The organism is Paraglaciecola sp. MB-3u-78 (genome assembly GCF_002835935.1).
In the GTDB taxonomy this organism is placed as follows: Bacteria; Pseudomonadota; Gammaproteobacteria; order Enterobacterales; family Alteromonadaceae; genus Paraglaciecola.
This window is the reverse complement of sequence record NZ_PJCF01000004.1, coordinates 618,680-635,529: the sequence shown is the minus strand read 5'-3', so window position 1 is coordinate 635,529 and position 16,850 is coordinate 618,680. Positions and strand designations below refer to the sequence as shown.

The following is a 16,850-nucleotide window of genomic DNA, read 5'->3' as shown; positions in this document are numbered from 1 at the left end:
TCCATTTATCAAACAATGAAATCATGATGTCATTGTTTAACGCCACAGCCCTTCAAAACAATAGCGGTGATGGAGTCAACAATAGCTTCAAAACTCTGTTCATCCAGTTCTTGCTTATCCATAGCGGCCAGTACCTGAACATTAAAATCTGCATAGTGTTGAGTGGCTCCCCAGATTAAAAACAATAGATGGTGAGGGTTAATATCGTCGATGAGCTCTTGCTTGATCCAGTATTGAATAACATCAACCTTGGTTTGCACCCAGACTTTAAAGTCGTTGGAAAGGTAATCCTTCAGGACAGGCGCCCCGTGAATTATCTCACTAGCAAAAATTCGTGATGCGTCTGGCTCATCACGGGAATACATCACTTTTGAGCGTATATAAGCTGACAAAGCAGTTTTAGGATCATCATCGATGCTCAGGGAGTCAAATTTAGAGTTCCATATACTCACAATATTACTGAGCAATTCTTGGTACAACTCCATCTTGTGTGCAAAATAGTAATGGATGTTGGCTCGGGGGATGTTGGCTCTTTCGGCGATACGTTTGATTGACGCACCTTTAAATCCGAAAGTAACAAATTCTTTTTTTGCTGCATCAAGAATGAGCGCTTTATTCTTTTTACGAATATCGCCCACCTCATTTTTTTTATTTACCATGACAATCTTTGGCGTTGGTTAACATTAACGAGCTAAACTGTGCTTCAGCTGATTACGCATTTTATGTAACAAAGGTTCGGTGTAACCACTTGGTTGCTTTTCACCTTGAAAAATAAGATCAACCGCCGCCTGAAAAGCTAAACTGGAATCAAAATTAGGTGCCATGGCAATATATGAACTGTCCTGCTCATTTTGAGAATCTACCACAACAGCCATACGTTTTAAGGTTTCCAAAACTTGATCAGCATGCAATAAACCATGATGTAACCAGTTACAGATATGTTGACTGGATATACGCAAGGTCGCTCGGTCTTCCATGCGGCCTACGTTATGGATATCCGGGACTTTAGAACACCCTACTCCCTGATTAACCCAACGCACGACATAACCTAATAACCCTTGAACATTATTATCCAATTCGTCTTGTCGCTCTTGCTCAGACAAATCAGCACTATTTTTAAGTAACGGAATAGTTAACAAGTCATCGAATTGAGCATTATCTTCTCTCAGATTAGCCTCAGTTAACATCTGTTGTTGTACTTGTGACACATTGACTTGATGGTAATGCATCACATGTAATGTGGCCGCTGTGGGAGATGGCACCCACGCACATGACGCGCCTGATTGTGGATGACCTATTTTAGCCTTAAGCATAGCGGCCATTTCATCGGGCGTGGCCCACATGCCCTTTCCTATTTGCGCTTTACCTTTAAGGCCTGCTTTTAGACCAATTACCACATTTCTGTTTTCATAGGCTGAAATCCATTTTTCATTTTTCATCAGCTCTTTACGAACCATAGGCCCTGCTAACATGCTGGTATGAATTTCATCACCCGTTCTATCTAAAAACCCAGTATTAATAAAGGCGACTCGGGTACTTGCTGCGCGAATACATTCTTTTAGATTGGCCGACGTTCTGCGCTCTTCATCCATAATTCCCATCTTGATAGTATTTTCATCTAGGCCAAGGATTTCTTCGACGCGGCTAAACAAGTCATTGGTAAATTTTACTTCTTCGGGCCCATGCATCTTAGGTTTAACTATATAGATGCTGCCATGTTTAGAGTTCACAAACTTTGACGAACCATTTAAGTCGTGCAGAGCAATCAAGGATGTTATCAGAGCATCCAGAATACCTTCCGGTACTTCTTCATCATTCGCAGTTAATATAGCGTCAGTTGTCATTAAATGACCTACATTACGGATAAACTGTAAGCTTCGGCCGGGTAAACTCAAGGGTTCACCAGCAGTCGTCAGGTATGTTCTATCAGGATTAAGGGTTCTGGTGGTTTCTTTACCAGCTTTACTTATGGTTTCAGCCAAATCACCTTTCATCAATCCTAACCAATTAGCATAAACAGCGGTTTTGTCAGCGGCATCTACAGCAGCAATGGAGTCTTCACAATCTTGTATGGTGCTCAAGGCAGATTCTAAAACAACATCCTTTACTCCTGCCGCATCTGTTTGACCAATTAGATGGTTTTTATCAATTTGAATTTCAACATGCAAGCCATTGTGGATACACAATATAGCGTTAGGGTTTTCTACAGAGCCATTGAAACCAACAAATTGACTGATATCTTTTAAGCTAACTTGGTTACCGGTATTTAAGGTAATAACAAGTTGTTGGTCATCGACTTTATAGTTGACTGCATCATGGTGACTGCCTTTTATTAAAGGCAAAGATATATCCAAAAAGTCGCGAGCAAATATTTGCACTTTTTGACCACGAACGGGATCATAACCGGCTATTTTTTCTCGTTTATGATCATCAACAATCACGTCAGAGCCATAAAGGGCATCATACAAACTACCCCATCTTGCATTGGCCGCATTTAGTGCAAACCGGGCATTAATTAAAGGCACAACTAATTGGGGACCAGCAATGAACGCAACTTCAGAGTCAACATTTTCAGTGGTGATGTGAAAATCACCTTGCTCAGGCACCAAGTAACCAATTTCAGTCAAAAATTGTTGGTATGTTTGTTGTGAAAAAGCCGTATTTGCATTGTCCAAATGCCAGATATCAATTTTGGCTTGTAAAACGTCTCGAGTATTCAACAGTGCTTGGTTTCTAGGAATAAACTCATTAAGTACATCCGCCACTGCCAGCCAAAAGTCTTGTTGTTCAATATGCAAACCAGGAAGCACTTCATGGTTAATTAAGCGGTGAAGGCATTCGGCGATTTTATAGCCATGTTCATCAATTCGTTTATTCATTGTGTTTCCTATAATATTTCTAATCATCCGTTAGATGTAGTTTATGTTGTTAACGTTAATCTCTAACGTGTATCCTAGCTAGGAGCTATGATGAGGGATCCGTCCAGATTAATCACATCGCAATTATCCCCAGCTCCACCGCGATCAACCACGATAAAGTCACTGACTTGGTGTAACGCCAGACAGTAATGATGCCAAGTGCCTTTATGATAATTGACACCTTGGTTTGATGAAGCCAAGAACACTTCAATTTTTGTAATATCTAATTCACCTTTAGGCGCAACCACCACCAAATAAGGTTGTTGTCCTATTGGAATAAAAGCTTGGCTAGATAATGGGTGGCGCTCCATCATCTTAATACTGACAGGTTGTTCAAGTGGTGTTGAACGAAATATATTAATCAAGGTACGGCCATTTTCTTGAGTTACGTCAACCTCTGCTAAATCATGATAACGCTGCGTAAATCCATCGTTAATACTGAAGTGCTTGGCCTTATCATTCACTTCTATCACATCACCAAACTGGGCGAAGTTTTCCCGGGTGAGTATTTTCGGTATTATCAGTTTATTATCTATCATCAAGCTATTATCCCATTACCATCCAATAATTAAGCCTTACGTACGTTTACCCAATACACGCATCCTAGAAATACCGCCATCTGGATAAATACTTAATTTAACGTGGGTAAATTGTTGTAATTTATCAGCTACTATTTCATTAATAAATAGGTGCTCGCGGTGGGCATACAACTTAGTTTGAGGAATAATGGAATGCCAATCTAAGTCTGCATTAGCAGCATTAAAATCGCCACTACTGGTATTAATGCCTTCCAGCTTAAAAGTGTCTGGAAAGTTACCTTTAAAGTGACAAGTATCTACAATAACTTTCTCAACACTGCCTTGTGCCGCTAATTTAACAATTGACCAATCCGGACCAGGATCACGGCGACGTTTTGTTTCCCAACCATCACCCATATCTTTACCACGACCAGGCATGATCAAATTGTTTTTATCACTGAAAAACATGTCACTCACTAACAATGCTTTTGCACCGTTTTTAATAGATGCTAAATCAATCAGTTCACCATCAACAAAGTTGTTCCAGTTTACATCTGCTTCGCCATAGACCCGAAAACGGGCGATCCCACCGTCGGGAAACATATTGAGTCGAACATGGGTCCAAGATTGAGAATTAGAAATTTTAAAAATATTTTGGCTATGAGCTGATACTTCACTTTCGGCTAACACTGTGTGCCAAACAGTATTTTCATCTGGCTGCTCTAGACTGACACAGGCTTCAACTGAAACAGTTTGCGGGGCATTACCACGAAAATAATTGGTATCAATATCAAAACCATGGATCACACCACTGATACCAAGGCGAATAACACACCAGTCAAATTCACGACCATTGTGTCTGCCATAACTGCGACGAGACTCCCAACCGTCCATCCATTTGCCACGTTGTGTGTATTTATCATCGATAAAAATACCACGGCCAGATTTAAGTAAGTTTTCCATCTCGGCAAAAAAATCATCACTGCAAGATAAGGTTTCGCCACCAACACGTTCGCTGGCTAGATCAACAAAATAGGTTTTTAACTTCAATTCCAGCTCAGCACCTTTACCAGCTAGTTTGTTTTGCTCTTGGGTATTCTCAATCATTTAAAATTTCCCTAACATGATGGTTTTCAATTTGATTTGTATTAATACAAGGGGAAGTCGTAACGGGCTCTATCAGCAATAAAACCTGACACAACTGTCAGGTAATTATTGTAATGGAATTGAAAAGCTGTGCATAGCTTGGTTTGAGAAATTAACTGCTTATTAAAACTTCTAGTATCTCACCAACAACCAATTAACTTACCCATAGTATCGTTATTTTCTAAGCGTTGATGGGCTGAGCCCACATCTTTAGCAGCAAATTCAGTATCAATATTGGGGATGATGTTACGAGTATCAAATTCGGCTAAATAGGTTTGGCTAAACTCTTTTATAAGATGGGTTTTATACTGATCATCGCGACTTCTCAACGTTGACCCTTTTACTGTCGCCCGTTTACCCAACATCATCGCCATATCTAATTTATCTGCATAGCGGCCAGCCAACATGGCCAAATACAACACACAACCATCAATATTCAGGAGTTTTAGGTTTAGATTCAGATAATCACCCGCAACAAAATCAATAATCAAATCACAACCTTGCCAATGTTTGGCGATTTCAACCGCAAAATCTTGTTGTTGATAATTGATGACCAGATCCGCTCCGAGCTGTTTACATAAGTCTAATTTAGTTTGACTTGATGCGGTTACCGCAACAGCACAGCCGTGTCGTTTGGCTAACTGAATAGCTGCAAGCCCAACACCACTGGCTCCAGCATGGATCAATACATGTTGTTTTGGCTGTAAATCATTTTCAATAAACATTGCTTGGTATGCCGTCAGAAAACATTCAGCTATACCCGCCGCTTGAGGCATTTCCATGTTGATAGGCACTGGCATCAGATGTTGACTGTGCACTGCCACATACTCGGCATATCCGCCACCTGCCACTAAACCAAATACTTTGTCACCGAGTTTAAAAGATTGATGAGCAGTTTGTTCAGGATGGATTTCGATTATCTCACCGCTCATTTCTAAACCTAAAATATCGCTTTCACCTGCTGGTGCGGGATACTTACCCTGCCTTTGTAAGGTATCTGCTCGATTCAAACCAAAACAGGCCACTTTGACCAATACCTGTCCAGATGCCAAAGAAGGAATGTTGGTCTGACAAATTTCTAATGCGTCAGGTGCACAACTGTTTTCGTGTTTTATATAACGCATGGAATCACTCATAACCTTAAATCTTTTTTTGGATTGGAAATTCTGTTTAGCAAAGCCTTACCCTCATGTACAATCAAATCAAATTATTTCTAAAAGTTATCCTATGTCATCTAGCGTCATTTTGCAGCCCGGTCGTGAAAAATCTTTATTACGTAAACATCCTTGGATTTTTTCTCGGGCGATAGAAAAAACTATTGGCAGAACCAACATGGGAGACACAGTAGATGTGATCTCCCATGATGGTAAGTTTTTAGGCAGAGGAGCTTGGTCGCCAGAATCTCAAATTCAAGTTCGGATTTGGACATTTGAACAAGATGAAATTATTGATAATGGTTTTTTTCAAAGGCGTATTGCTGCAGCCCAAGCGTCACGAGAAGATTTAATCGCCCGTCATGGATTAACCGGTTATAGACTTATCGCTGCCGAATCAGACGGACTGCCTGGTGTCACTATTGATAGATACACGGATGTGTTGGTTTGTCAGTTGTTATCGGCCGGAGCTGAAAAACATCGCGACAAAATTGTTTGGGCATTAAAGAAAGAATTTCCAGAATGTTCTATTTATGAACGCAGTGATGTGGCGATAAGAAAGAAAGAAGGCTTAGAACAAATTACTCAGGTATTACATGGTGACGTGCCTGAAGAAGTAGTGATTGAAGAAAATGGTGTAAAAATCATTGTCAATGTCAAAGCGGGACATAAAACGGGGTTTTATCTTGATCAAAGAGACAATCGTGCCATTGCGGCAACATACGTAAAGGATAAAACCTTACTCAATTGTTTTTGTTACACCGGCACCTTTGGCAGTTATGCCTTGGCTAGTGGCGCTAAGTCAGTAACCAGTATAGATGTTTCAGACTTGGCTTTAACCACTGCAAAAAGAAATGTTGAGATCAATGATTTAGACACGGATAAATGTGAGTTTCTAAACGCTGATGTTTTTCAGGCCTTGCGAGACTTTAAACAAGAAGGTCGAATCTTTGACCAAATCATTCTTGATCCACCTAAATTTATCGATTCAAAGAGTTCGTTAGTTCGTGGCTGTCGCGGTTATAAAGACATCAATATGTTGGCCATGCAAATCATGCAGCCGAGCGGAATTTTATGTACCTTTAGTTGCTCAGGCTTATTATCTTTTGACTTGTTTCAGAAGGTAGTAGCAGATGCAGCATTAGACGCGGGCAGAACGGTACAATTTATCGAAAGATTAGGCCAAGCCGCCGATCACCCTGTTGGCAGTAACTATCCTGAAGGATTTTATTTAAAAGGATTGGTGTGTAGGGTACTGTAAGTTGACCTGCAAACCTCGGGTTTGTCAGAGCAACTTATAATCGTAAATTTTAATAAGCGACTGCGTAGTCGCTTATTTCATTTCGAGAATTTCAACACCGACAGTGCATGAGTTGTCATCAATCGCTTCACAGCGCACCACTTTAGTATCGGCAGTAAGTGAAGGGATTTGTGAATTGGTTGATTCAATATAAACGTTGACCTTGGTGCCCATTTCAACGGAATTTTCTTCTATTTCAAGAGACATTCCAGTTGCGCTTATGTCCTTACACACGGCCTGAAGGCTACGTGATGATTCATCGTCTACTATTTTGAGTTCACATACAGAATTAACCATCATTCGGAAAAAATTGCGTTTGTCATCGTAACCTATCATCCATTACCTCATACTGTTTAAATTCTACCTTGTTGTTTATAGGATGCCGTGAAAACAAAGTCAACGCATATTAAATAGAATCCAAATGATTCAGTATACGTTTGACTGAAATAGGCGCTGACGTGCCTAATTGTTGAGCAAAAAATGAAACTTGTAATTCATGTAATAACCAGCGTACTTCTTGTAATTCTTCGGGTATAGGCTGATTTTCGGGGATCTTATTACATTTGGCTTGATAGGCTTGTTCTGCTTTTTCTAAGTTAAGCTGATGTAATTTATCTTTGGTGGTATCTATGGCGACTTTTTCTAACCTTTTAGAAATCGCCTTAATATATCGTTGCCAATCAGCCAGCTTGTGCGCGCCTACATCAGCAACAAAACCTTTGTAAACCAAGGAGTCGAGCTGACCTTTGATATGTCCATGAGCGTAGATTAGATTCAATGGCACACTGCCTTTCATCTTTTTCTTGATTTCATGGGCAACAGTCAGGCCCGCTTCTACTTGTTGAGCAATTCGCAACACCGTATCGTTAATTTCTTGTCTGACAAAATTACAGCATGATTCAAAATGGACTTTGTCTCGGATGTCACTGTTTGTTTGCTGAGAAAATTGATTAATAAGCTGATCTACTCCGGCATCAATACAGTCATCGATTAATGCTTTAATTTGACCGAAGGGATTAAAATACAGCCCTAACTTGGCTTTATTAGGCAATTTATCCTGTAGATATTTAACCGGTGAAGGGATCCCTAAAATAATCAATTTGCGCAATCCCAGTTTGTGAGATGCTTGCGCCATGTGGGGTTGATCGAATAATTTAACGGCTACCGTTTTACCTTCATTCACTAAGGCAGGATAGGCCTTAATTTCATAGCCACCTGTTTTGTTGATAAACTCACTGGGTAATTTATCGATTTCCCAACTGACTAAACCGGTTTTCTCAAGTTCAGGTGTGGCCACTGCCTGCAGGTTTTGTTTCACTTTGCCTTGGAGTTTTTGTTGTAGCGCAAACAAATCTCGACCTTGGGCAATTAATTTGGCATGTTGATCTATTACCTTGATATTAAACGTTAAGTGTTGCGGTAATTTATCTATTTGCCATTCACTGGCTTCCAGCTCGCGACCTGTCATGCGTTTTAATTTTAAAGACAAAGCGCTTAAAAATGCTACAGGGTTACCTTGCTTATCGAGTTGCGGCATATCCGACAAACAAGCATCCGCGTAATTGGGTGCAGGCACAAAATTTCGCCTTAATGATTTTGGCAACGCTTTGATTAAGGCTACGATAAGTTCATGACGTAACCCCGGAATAAGCCAATCTAAGCCCGCAGGAGTCACTTGATTGAGAAGTGCTAAAGGCACCATCAAACTCACACCGTCGTCTTCATCTTTAGGATCGAAATGATAATCTAAACCTAGAGTAAGATTATTTTGTCTAAAGGTTTCTGGGAATGACATAGCGTCGATATGTCCGGTATCTTTCTTAAGTAAGGCTTTAGGATCGAAATTAAGCACACCTGGATTTTCAACAGATTGTTTTTTCCACCATTTCTTAAAATTGACTTCAGAACAAATATGACTGGGAATTTTTTCACTATAAAAATCGACTAAGGTATCTTCATCTACTAGAAGGTCACGTCTGCGACTTTTGTCCTCTAAATCTTCAATATTTTCTATCATTTTCTGATTAAGTGACAAAAAGGCAAAGTTTAATTTAGTCTCCATATTAACGAGTGCTTCCCGTATAAATATGTCTCTGCAGATCTCTGGGTCAATCTGGCTATAATTTTTTCGCCTTTGGTTTACCAGTATCAACCCATATAAACTCACTTTTTCAAAAGCTTGCACCACTCCTTGTTTTTTTGACCAGTGTGGCTCGGAGTATTCTGTTTTGATTAAGTGTTGAGCCAGCGGCTCAATCCACTCTGGTTCGATTTTAGCTGCCACTCGACCAAACAGGTGTGCTGTTTCAACTAACTCAGCCACCATAGTCCATTTAGGTTGAGATTTAGCTAAAGCAGAACCGGGGAAAATTTTAAATCGGCTATTACGGGCACCCAAGTATTCACGGTCTGTATCTTTATTGCCTAAATGGGATAACAAACCAGAGGCAATAGCTTGGTGGATAGCTTGATACTCAGCCTGTTGCGAAGTAATACCAAAACCTAACTCTGCGACTGATTTTTTAAGTTGACTGACAATATCTTGCCATTCGCGCATCCGCATAAAATTGATAAAGTGTTTCTTACACCAATGACGTAATTGACTTGATGATAAGACTTGCTGTTGTTCTTTAAAACCTTTCCATAGCTGAAAAAACCCAAGAAAATCAGATTCTTTATTAGTGAAATCCTCATGCATTTGGTCAGCTTGTTGTTTCTTATCTTGAGGTCTTTCCTTAGGATCTTGAATGCTCAATCCCGCAGCAATAATCAGTACTTCACTTAGGCAATTTTGTTTCGCGGCTTCGATCACCATACGTGCATATCTAGGGTCAATGGGAAGTCTGGCTAGTTGTCTACCTTGGTGCGTTAATCCTTGGCGACCCAGTTTGTTATCGATAGCTCCTAACTCTTCGAGCAATTTAAAACCATCATTAATACTTCTGGAATCAGGCGGCTCTACAAAAGGGAAATCATCCACTTTACCTAACCCTAGCGACATCATTTGCAAAATAACGGAAGCCAAATTGGTGCGTAATATCTCTGGATCAGTAAACACATCTCTGGATAAAAAGTCATCTTCTGAATACAAACGGATACAAATACCATCGGATACACGACCACAGCGCCCTGCCCTTTGATTCGCTGATGCTTGTGAAATAGCTTCAATAGGCAAACGTTGCACTTTACTGCGCACGCTGTACCGCGAAATTCGAGCGGTACCAGGGTCTATTACATACTTAATTCCCGGTACAGTCAGTGACGTTTCGGCAACGTTGGTAGCAAGTACAATTCGCCTCGCAGAGTGTGCAGAAAAAACTTTGTTTTGTTCGCTGTTACTTAACCTTGAATACAGTGGTAACACTTCTGTATTGCGATATTGTTGTTTGTTTAGTGCATCAGCAGTATCGCGTATTTCACGCTCTCCACTCAAAAACACTAAAATATCACCACCGGCTTCGGTCAAAAGTTCATTAACGGCTTCGGTGATTGCTTGGATCTGATCGTAATCGCTGCTTTCAATTTCCCGGTAGCGCATTTCTACAGGGTAAGTTCTGCCACTGACTTCAATCATCGGTGCATCGTTAAAATGTTTAGAAAAACGTAATGGATCAATAGTCGCCGAAGTAATAATCAGCTTGAGTTCGGGACGTCTAGGCAAAAGTTGTTTTAGATAACCCAAAATAAAATCAATGTTTAAACTACGCTCATGGGCTTCATCTATGATGATCGTGTCATATTGACTTAAAAATTTATCTTGTTGAATTTCAGCCAACAAAATACCGTCTGTCATCAATTTGATGTAGGTTCTATCAGATACATGGTCTGAAAATCTAATTTTAAACCCCACTTGTTGCCCAAGTGGGGTCTTTAATTCTTCAGCAATACGGTTGGCCACAGTTCTAGCAGCAAGACGTCTAGGCTGAGTATGACCAATCAAACCGCCAACTCCTCTGCCGAGTTCTAAACATATTTTGGGTATTTGTGTGGTTTTCCCTGAGCCTGTTTCGCCTGCAATGATGACCACTTGATTATTAGCAATAGCCTCTGCTATTTCATCTTTCCTTTCACAAACGGGTAAGGGAGGAAAATCAATTTCTGGACGTTGGGCTAGTCTAGAAGCATAAATTTGAGCTGATTTTTCTACATCATGTTGTAGTTTGGATAAATGTTCTGGTTTTTTATCTGCAGTTAGGCTGTGAAATTTTCGCAAACGGGAAAAAAGCCTAAATTTGTCTTTAGACATACAAGATGCGATATCACTGGAAAGTTGTTTAACGCTACTTTCTTGTTTGGATTGTGATGATTGTGATGATTGTGCTGAAGACAAAAACGACTGCTCTATTACATCTATAAAAGGGAATAAATGATCCTAGAAGATGAACAGAGCAAATACCAGAAATATTACTCAACAAATATGACTTAACTTGTTCGTAATTTGTAACCCTCATGGAGTTGCAAATCTATGGCGTGCAACAAAGCTGAACGATTGATGGTGCCAAGCAAATAACCATCGCCATCCACGATGGGGTAAATTTTTAGTCTTTCAGTTATCATTTTTTGTGCTAACTCAATGACTGAGGTATAAGGCTTGATCGCCAACACCTCGGTTTTCATAATATCTTTAACGTGTGCTACCTGCTCTCTGTAGTAACTAGATTCAATCATCTGGACCAGACAATCTTGTTTGGATAAAAAACCTATATCGACACAGATAAAGATATACTTAAGTGACGGTTATTCCTAATTGTTTTGATATGAAACTAATGATGATGTAACGAATAAAGTTCATAACGTTATTGATGCGTGTTGGCTGTTTACACAAGTAGCAGTTTAGAGTCATCAATGTTTTACACCATAGAGTTTCACCCTCTAACCGCTACAAACCTTCAATTTAGGCATTTTTACCAATAGCCGGACCTGAGCATTTCAAGTATAATTTCAACTTTTGGCAGGTATCAAATATCAAAAAAGTGACACAACCTAAAATCAATCACTTCGATGGCATTTTGTCAAACACTAATATCACCTTTAAGTGGCTATTAGCTTTAGTTGCTCTGCTACCTGCCCTTGCTGGGCTGCCATCATATGCAGCAACTGAATATAGTTTTACACCAGATGGAACACTGCCTGATAGCTGTGAATTAGATGTACTCAGCAGCACTTCCTATACTTGTGGTGTTGTCGCTCTCGGGAGAGGAGACACAGTCGTGGTTGGGGTGATACCGTCACTTACGCCAGTTACTGTTACTTTTACCGGTGCATTCACAACAGCTGCGGGTAATTTAATTAATACCGCAGGTGCTACTTCTGACTTGAATCTTATAACTAAAGGCACACTCACACTGGGTGCTGACACCATTTTAAATGCAAACGTGACAGGCACTGCCGCCATTAACATGGGGGCTAGCAGTTCAATTGGCGGCGATCTCTCGGCAAGCACTACCACAGGCGTTGTCACCCTTGGTGGTAAGAACTCTGTGGGTGGTTTTATTCAGACTGATGCCGGTGCAGTTAATATCGCTAGTTTAAGTACTGTCGGAGGGGGGGTTTCCACACAAGCTGGAGTTGTTACTTTACAAACTAACATACAAGTTGGCGGTGATATAAGCACCGACGCAGGCGGTATTAGTATTGAAGATGGAAGCTCAACTTGTGGAAGCGTATCCACCACGGGAGGTGATGGTGAGGTATCAATAGCAAAAAATATACTAATAGGCGGCGATGTCAGCACCTTTCGAGGCGCCATATCGATTGGTTCTGGAAGTAGGATTGGAGGCAACGTTAGCCCTTTGGGTGCTGATGTTGTGACTTTAACAAATGTCAATGTAGGCGGTAATGTCGCCACTAGCGCTGGCGCCATAACGTTAACAAATTCACGAGTCGCTGGCACTGTTTCCTCCTCAGGTGGAGGAGTTGTCACTCTAACTGACAGCACAACTAACGACAGTACGTTAGTTGTGCCAGTCCCCCCCGGTTGTGCAGGAGCATCTGAGCTCGAATTCATTCAAATCGAACATGATGGCGAAGGTTTGACTTGCGAATCCGAGAGTGTGACCTTGAAAGCTTGCGCTGATGCAACCTGTTCTACTTTATATAATGATGCTATTGAGGTGCAGTTATCAATTAATGGCATACTTGATCAAACTTTAACGATTTCTGATGGCAGTGTTATCGCCAACTTTTCTTTTACGAATACCGATACGGCAACCTTAAGTTTAGATCAAACCTTTGAATGTAAAAATGGAAACTCAACCAGTTGTGATGTGATGTTCGCTGATGCAGGTTTCAGATTTTTATATGGCAACGATGAAACAACGACTATTGATCATCAAATAAGTGGCAATAACTTTACTGATGAAATAAAGATTCAAGCTGTAAAAAATGAAAATGGGGTTTGTACTGGTTTATTTACTGACAATGTGGATGTTGAATTTTCACAACAAAATATTACACTTACTGGAACAACGGGATTAAGCTTTAAAGTTAATGGCCCTTCAGGTACTAATATTGCTAAATATCCAACTTATACGCCAGACATTACACTCAATTTTGATGAGGATAGCAAAGCTATTATTCCTTCACCTGTATACTTAGACGCAGGTCAAATTCGTTTGCATGCTAAATACAGTGTTGATGGTGTGAACCTCTTAGGGGGTAGTACAGATTTTTGGGTGAGTCCAGCAAAATTAGTTGTTACTGCAACATCTAATGGTAGTCACATCAGTGGTAATGCTGACAGTTCAGTTATAAAACATAAAGCAGGGCAAACCTTTGATCTCACCGTAACAGCATATAACTCTCTTGGCATAGAACCTGACAATATTACGGCTAATTATGCCCCTAATGATATGCAATTATTATTATTGCGGACGGGGCCAACTTCAGACGGGGTTGATGGCGTTTTCAACTATGGAAATGGCACTATGTTAAGTAGCCTTTCTAAAGTTTATCAAAGTGTTACGTTAACGACGTTTAACTCAGGAGTGTCCTCTACTGACATTGCATCTTATTCTGAGGTTGGTTTACTAAATCTCGATCTACAAGATGTCGACTATGGTTTTTCAGATAATATAATAAATACTGACGCCATCAATATAGGGCGTTTTACTCCTGATTATTTTGAGCAAACAGTCGTTGAACATGGCAGCCTAGATGCAGTTTGTTATCAAAACCCCCCTTTTGCTTACACCGGACAAGTTTTGAATAGTGATGCTGGAAAAGGTGCCATATCTTATTTTGTTAATCCAGTTGTTGAGCTCACCGCAAAAAATGTACAGGGTGTCACAGTGCAAAATTATACAGCATCGGGTTATAACAAACTTATTGCGAGGGCTAATTTTATTATAGCGCCTACAACCGACTCTTCTATCCTAGGTAACGACTCTCATCTTCTGCCATTAACAGCCAATATATTCGCTGGAACTTTGAGTAATATAGGACTCGCCACAAGCGACGCTAGCTTTGATTTGCCCCTTGGGGCAGGAATATTGCATTATGAGCTAGCTGATGAGGATAACTTTTTTTATCCACGCAATGAAAATTCAGAAGTGTTTGCACAAGACAATGATATTGATTTTTTAATCGATCAAGCTAACTTTGCTGATAGTGATGGTATTAAAATCACTTCTCCCGAAGATATAACCAGTACAGCAAGTATTAACATTCGCTTTGGGCGTGCTGCACTAAAAAATAGCTTTGGGCCCGAAACTGAAAGTTTTCGGCTTCATTTGTCAGCACAATATTTAAATGCTAGTGACCGTTATGTGGTCAATAAACAAGATAGTTGTACAAAGTATGATGCTGACAATATCGAACTCACCTCAGGTACATTAGAAAAAGAATTAACCGGTGTTAATGTAGTAGTAGGACAACTTGAGGAAGGTAAAACCCAAAAGATACTATTAACTGCACCGGGAGCAGGTAAGCAGGGAACAATAAATGTTGAGTATGACATTTATTCATGGCTAGAGTATGACTGGAACTGGAATGGCATTGATGCCAGAATATTGGACCAAGACCCTAGTGCTACTGCCACATTTGGCTTGTTCCGTGGTAATGACAAAATTAATCATATACGAGAAATCTATCATTAACTCAGATATAGATAACACACACTCAATTCTCAAATTATCTATTAAAACAACCAACACAATCAAAGGCTAATGAGACTTTCACCACATATAATCTTTGCTCTAAAATCATCAGCCAGATAACATCATGTAACATTTGTAATAATTCTGGTATTTTTCACGTGTTTTTTAAGAGAACGTTAGAAAACCCGTCGATACACAGCTTTCCATCAAGAAACACTAAACCACATTCATCAGTTGATTTATATGAACAATAAAGAACATGAAAACACAAAATATGCCCCTATAAATCAGCCAAGCATTTATTGGCACGACTATGAAACATGGGGGGCTAATCCCCAAAAAGATTTTCCATGTCAGTTTGCCGGTATACGAACTGATTCAGACTTAAATATAATAAGTGAACCTTTGATGATTTTTAGCCAAATTGCTAATGATTGTCTACCCGTTCCTCAAGCTTGTTTAGTCACAGGTATTACCCCACAACGTTCTTTAAAGGAAGGGATCCCGGAAAGAGATTTTATTGCCAAGATCCTTAAGCAGTTCTCAGAGCCCAATACATGTGTAGCCGGATTCAATAACATACGATTTGATGACGAAATTACTCGCTACACCTTGTATCGAAACTTTTATGACCCTTATGCCAGAGAATGGCAACATGGCAATAGCCGTTGGGATATTATTGACCTAGCCAGAGCTTGTTATGCCCTTAGACCTGAAGGCATTAATTGGCCATTAAATGAAGAAGGGTCACCCAGTTTTAAGTTGCAGGACTTGACCAAGGCCAACGACATTCAACATCAAGGTGCACATGATGCTATGTCTGATGTGTACGCCACAATTGCTGTTGCCAAGTTGATTAAAGAACGTCAACCCAAATTATTTGATTATCTGTTTACTTTACGAAATAAAAGAAAGGTATTGGAACAAATCGATTATAAAAAATTAACACCACTGGTACACATATCTTCAAAATTCCCTTCAGTTCATGGTTGCTGTAGTTGGATAGTGCCTGTAGGTATGCATCCATCAAATAAAAATGCAGTGATTATTCTAAATTTAGCTCTGGACCCTAGTCCACTATTTACACTTACAGCTGATGAAATAAGAAAAAAATTATACACTCCCAATGCCATGTTAGAAGAAAATGAACAACGCTTGCCCATCAAGCTTCTGCATATTAATAAATGCCCGGTGTTGGCCCCAGCTAAAACACTTAGCACTGAAAATGCCGAGCGTTTGGGGATCGATAGGCAACTTTGTTTAGATAATTTGCAAAAAATCAAAGCTAACCCGCATTTCATCGACAAAATGCAAGAAGTATACGTTCAAACAGATCGACTTACTTCACTTGACCCTGAACACGCATTATATTCAGGTGGATTTTTTTCATCTACCGACAAAGAATTGATGAACCAAATTGTAAATTCTGACGTGGAAGGTCTAACCGAACTTTATTTACCATTTGAAGACGAACGTTTATACATATTATTATTTAGGTACCGCGCTCGCAATGCATCTCAGTCGTTATCGGGGCCAGAAATCGAACGATGGCAACGTTATCGACATTTTAAATTTTTCGACGATGAGTCTCCTGCGAGTATTAAGATGCCAGAATTTTTATTGCAACTTGAACAACTGAGTATGGAATATGCCCAAAACCCAGATAAATTGACTATATTAAAAGCTCTTTACAACTATGCTCAAAGTTTATAAGAATA

The 16,850-nt window shown here is 39.9% G+C and carries 10 protein-coding genes and 1 pseudogene; 3 read left to right on the top strand and 8 right to left on the bottom strand.

Features of this window, described 5'->3' with window-relative positions; all coding sequences use genetic code 11:
* Positions 1 to 29: 29 nt before the first annotated feature.
* The 5 genes from CXF95_RS09585 to CXF95_RS09565 all read right to left on the bottom strand — a co-directional run bounded on the left by CXF95_RS09585 (position 30) and on the right by CXF95_RS09565 (position 5,718).
* Complete coding sequence (locus tag CXF95_RS09585) at positions 30 to 659, bottom strand: TetR/AcrR family transcriptional regulator (protein WP_101198446.1); 630 nt, start codon at positions 657 to 659, stop codon at positions 30 to 32.
* A 24-nt stretch (positions 660 to 683) separates the two neighbouring features.
* The gene (locus tag CXF95_RS09580) at positions 684 to 2,879 is read right to left on the bottom strand and encodes a malate synthase G (protein WP_101198445.1); all 2,196 of its coding nucleotides are present in this window, start codon (positions 2,877 to 2,879) and stop codon (positions 684 to 686) included.
* 74 nt (positions 2,880 to 2,953) lie between these two features.
* Entirely contained in the window at positions 2,954 to 3,457 is a 504-nt protein-coding gene (locus CXF95_RS09575) for an ureidoglycolate lyase (RefSeq protein ID WP_101198444.1), read from the bottom strand.
* Between the two features lie 36 nt (positions 3,458 to 3,493).
* A complete protein-coding gene (gene alc, locus CXF95_RS09570) occupies positions 3,494 to 4,543 on the bottom strand; it encodes an allantoicase (protein WP_101198443.1) in 1,050 nt (349 codons plus the stop codon).
* Positions 4,544 to 4,722: 179 nt separating this feature from the next.
* The gene (locus tag CXF95_RS09565; protein ID WP_101198442.1) at positions 4,723 to 5,718 is read right to left on the bottom strand and encodes an NAD(P)H-quinone oxidoreductase; all 996 of its coding nucleotides are present in this window, start codon (positions 5,716 to 5,718) and stop codon (positions 4,723 to 4,725) included.
* A 91-nt stretch (positions 5,719 to 5,809) separates the two neighbouring features.
* Here CXF95_RS09565 and CXF95_RS09560 point away from each other — a divergent pair, with 91 nt between their 5' ends.
* Positions 5,810 to 6,997 (top strand): class I SAM-dependent rRNA methyltransferase, encoded by a 1,188-nt coding sequence (locus CXF95_RS09560; RefSeq protein ID WP_101198760.1) that lies wholly within the window; start codon positions 5,810 to 5,812, stop codon positions 6,995 to 6,997.
* Between the two features lie 72 nt (positions 6,998 to 7,069).
* On the opposite strand, the gene CXF95_RS09555 is transcribed toward CXF95_RS09560, so the two are convergent.
* The 3 genes and pseudogenes from CXF95_RS09555 to CXF95_RS09545 all read right to left on the bottom strand — a co-directional run.
* On the bottom strand, positions 7,070 to 7,372 hold the full coding sequence (locus CXF95_RS09555; RefSeq protein WP_101198441.1) for a PilZ domain-containing protein: 303 nt from the start codon (positions 7,370 to 7,372) through the stop codon (positions 7,070 to 7,072).
* Positions 7,373 to 7,442: 70 nt separating this feature from the next.
* The gene (gene hrpA / locus CXF95_RS09550; protein WP_101198440.1) at positions 7,443 to 11,366 is read right to left on the bottom strand and encodes an ATP-dependent RNA helicase HrpA; all 3,924 of its coding nucleotides are present in this window, start codon (positions 11,364 to 11,366) and stop codon (positions 7,443 to 7,445) included.
* Positions 11,367 to 11,458: 92 nt separating this feature from the next.
* Positions 11,459 to 11,740 (bottom strand): annotated as a pseudogene (locus CXF95_RS09545) (CBS domain-containing protein); the annotation flags it as partial.
* A gap of 269 nt (positions 11,741 to 12,009) precedes the next feature.
* On the opposite strand from CXF95_RS09545, the gene CXF95_RS09540 reads away from it, so the two are divergent.
* Both CXF95_RS09540 and sbcB read left to right on the top strand, forming a co-directional pair.
* Positions 12,010 to 15,132 carry a DUF6701 domain-containing protein gene (locus CXF95_RS09540; RefSeq protein WP_101198438.1) on the top strand — a complete coding sequence of 1,041 codons (3,123 nt, stop codon included), beginning with the start codon at positions 12,010 to 12,012 and terminating at the stop codon, positions 15,130 to 15,132.
* A 282-nt stretch (positions 15,133 to 15,414) separates the two neighbouring features.
* Positions 15,415 to 16,845 (top strand): exodeoxyribonuclease I, encoded by a 1,431-nt coding sequence (sbcB, locus tag CXF95_RS09535; RefSeq protein ID WP_101198759.1) that lies wholly within the window; start codon positions 15,415 to 15,417, stop codon positions 16,843 to 16,845.
* Positions 16,846 to 16,850 lie beyond the last annotated feature (5 nt).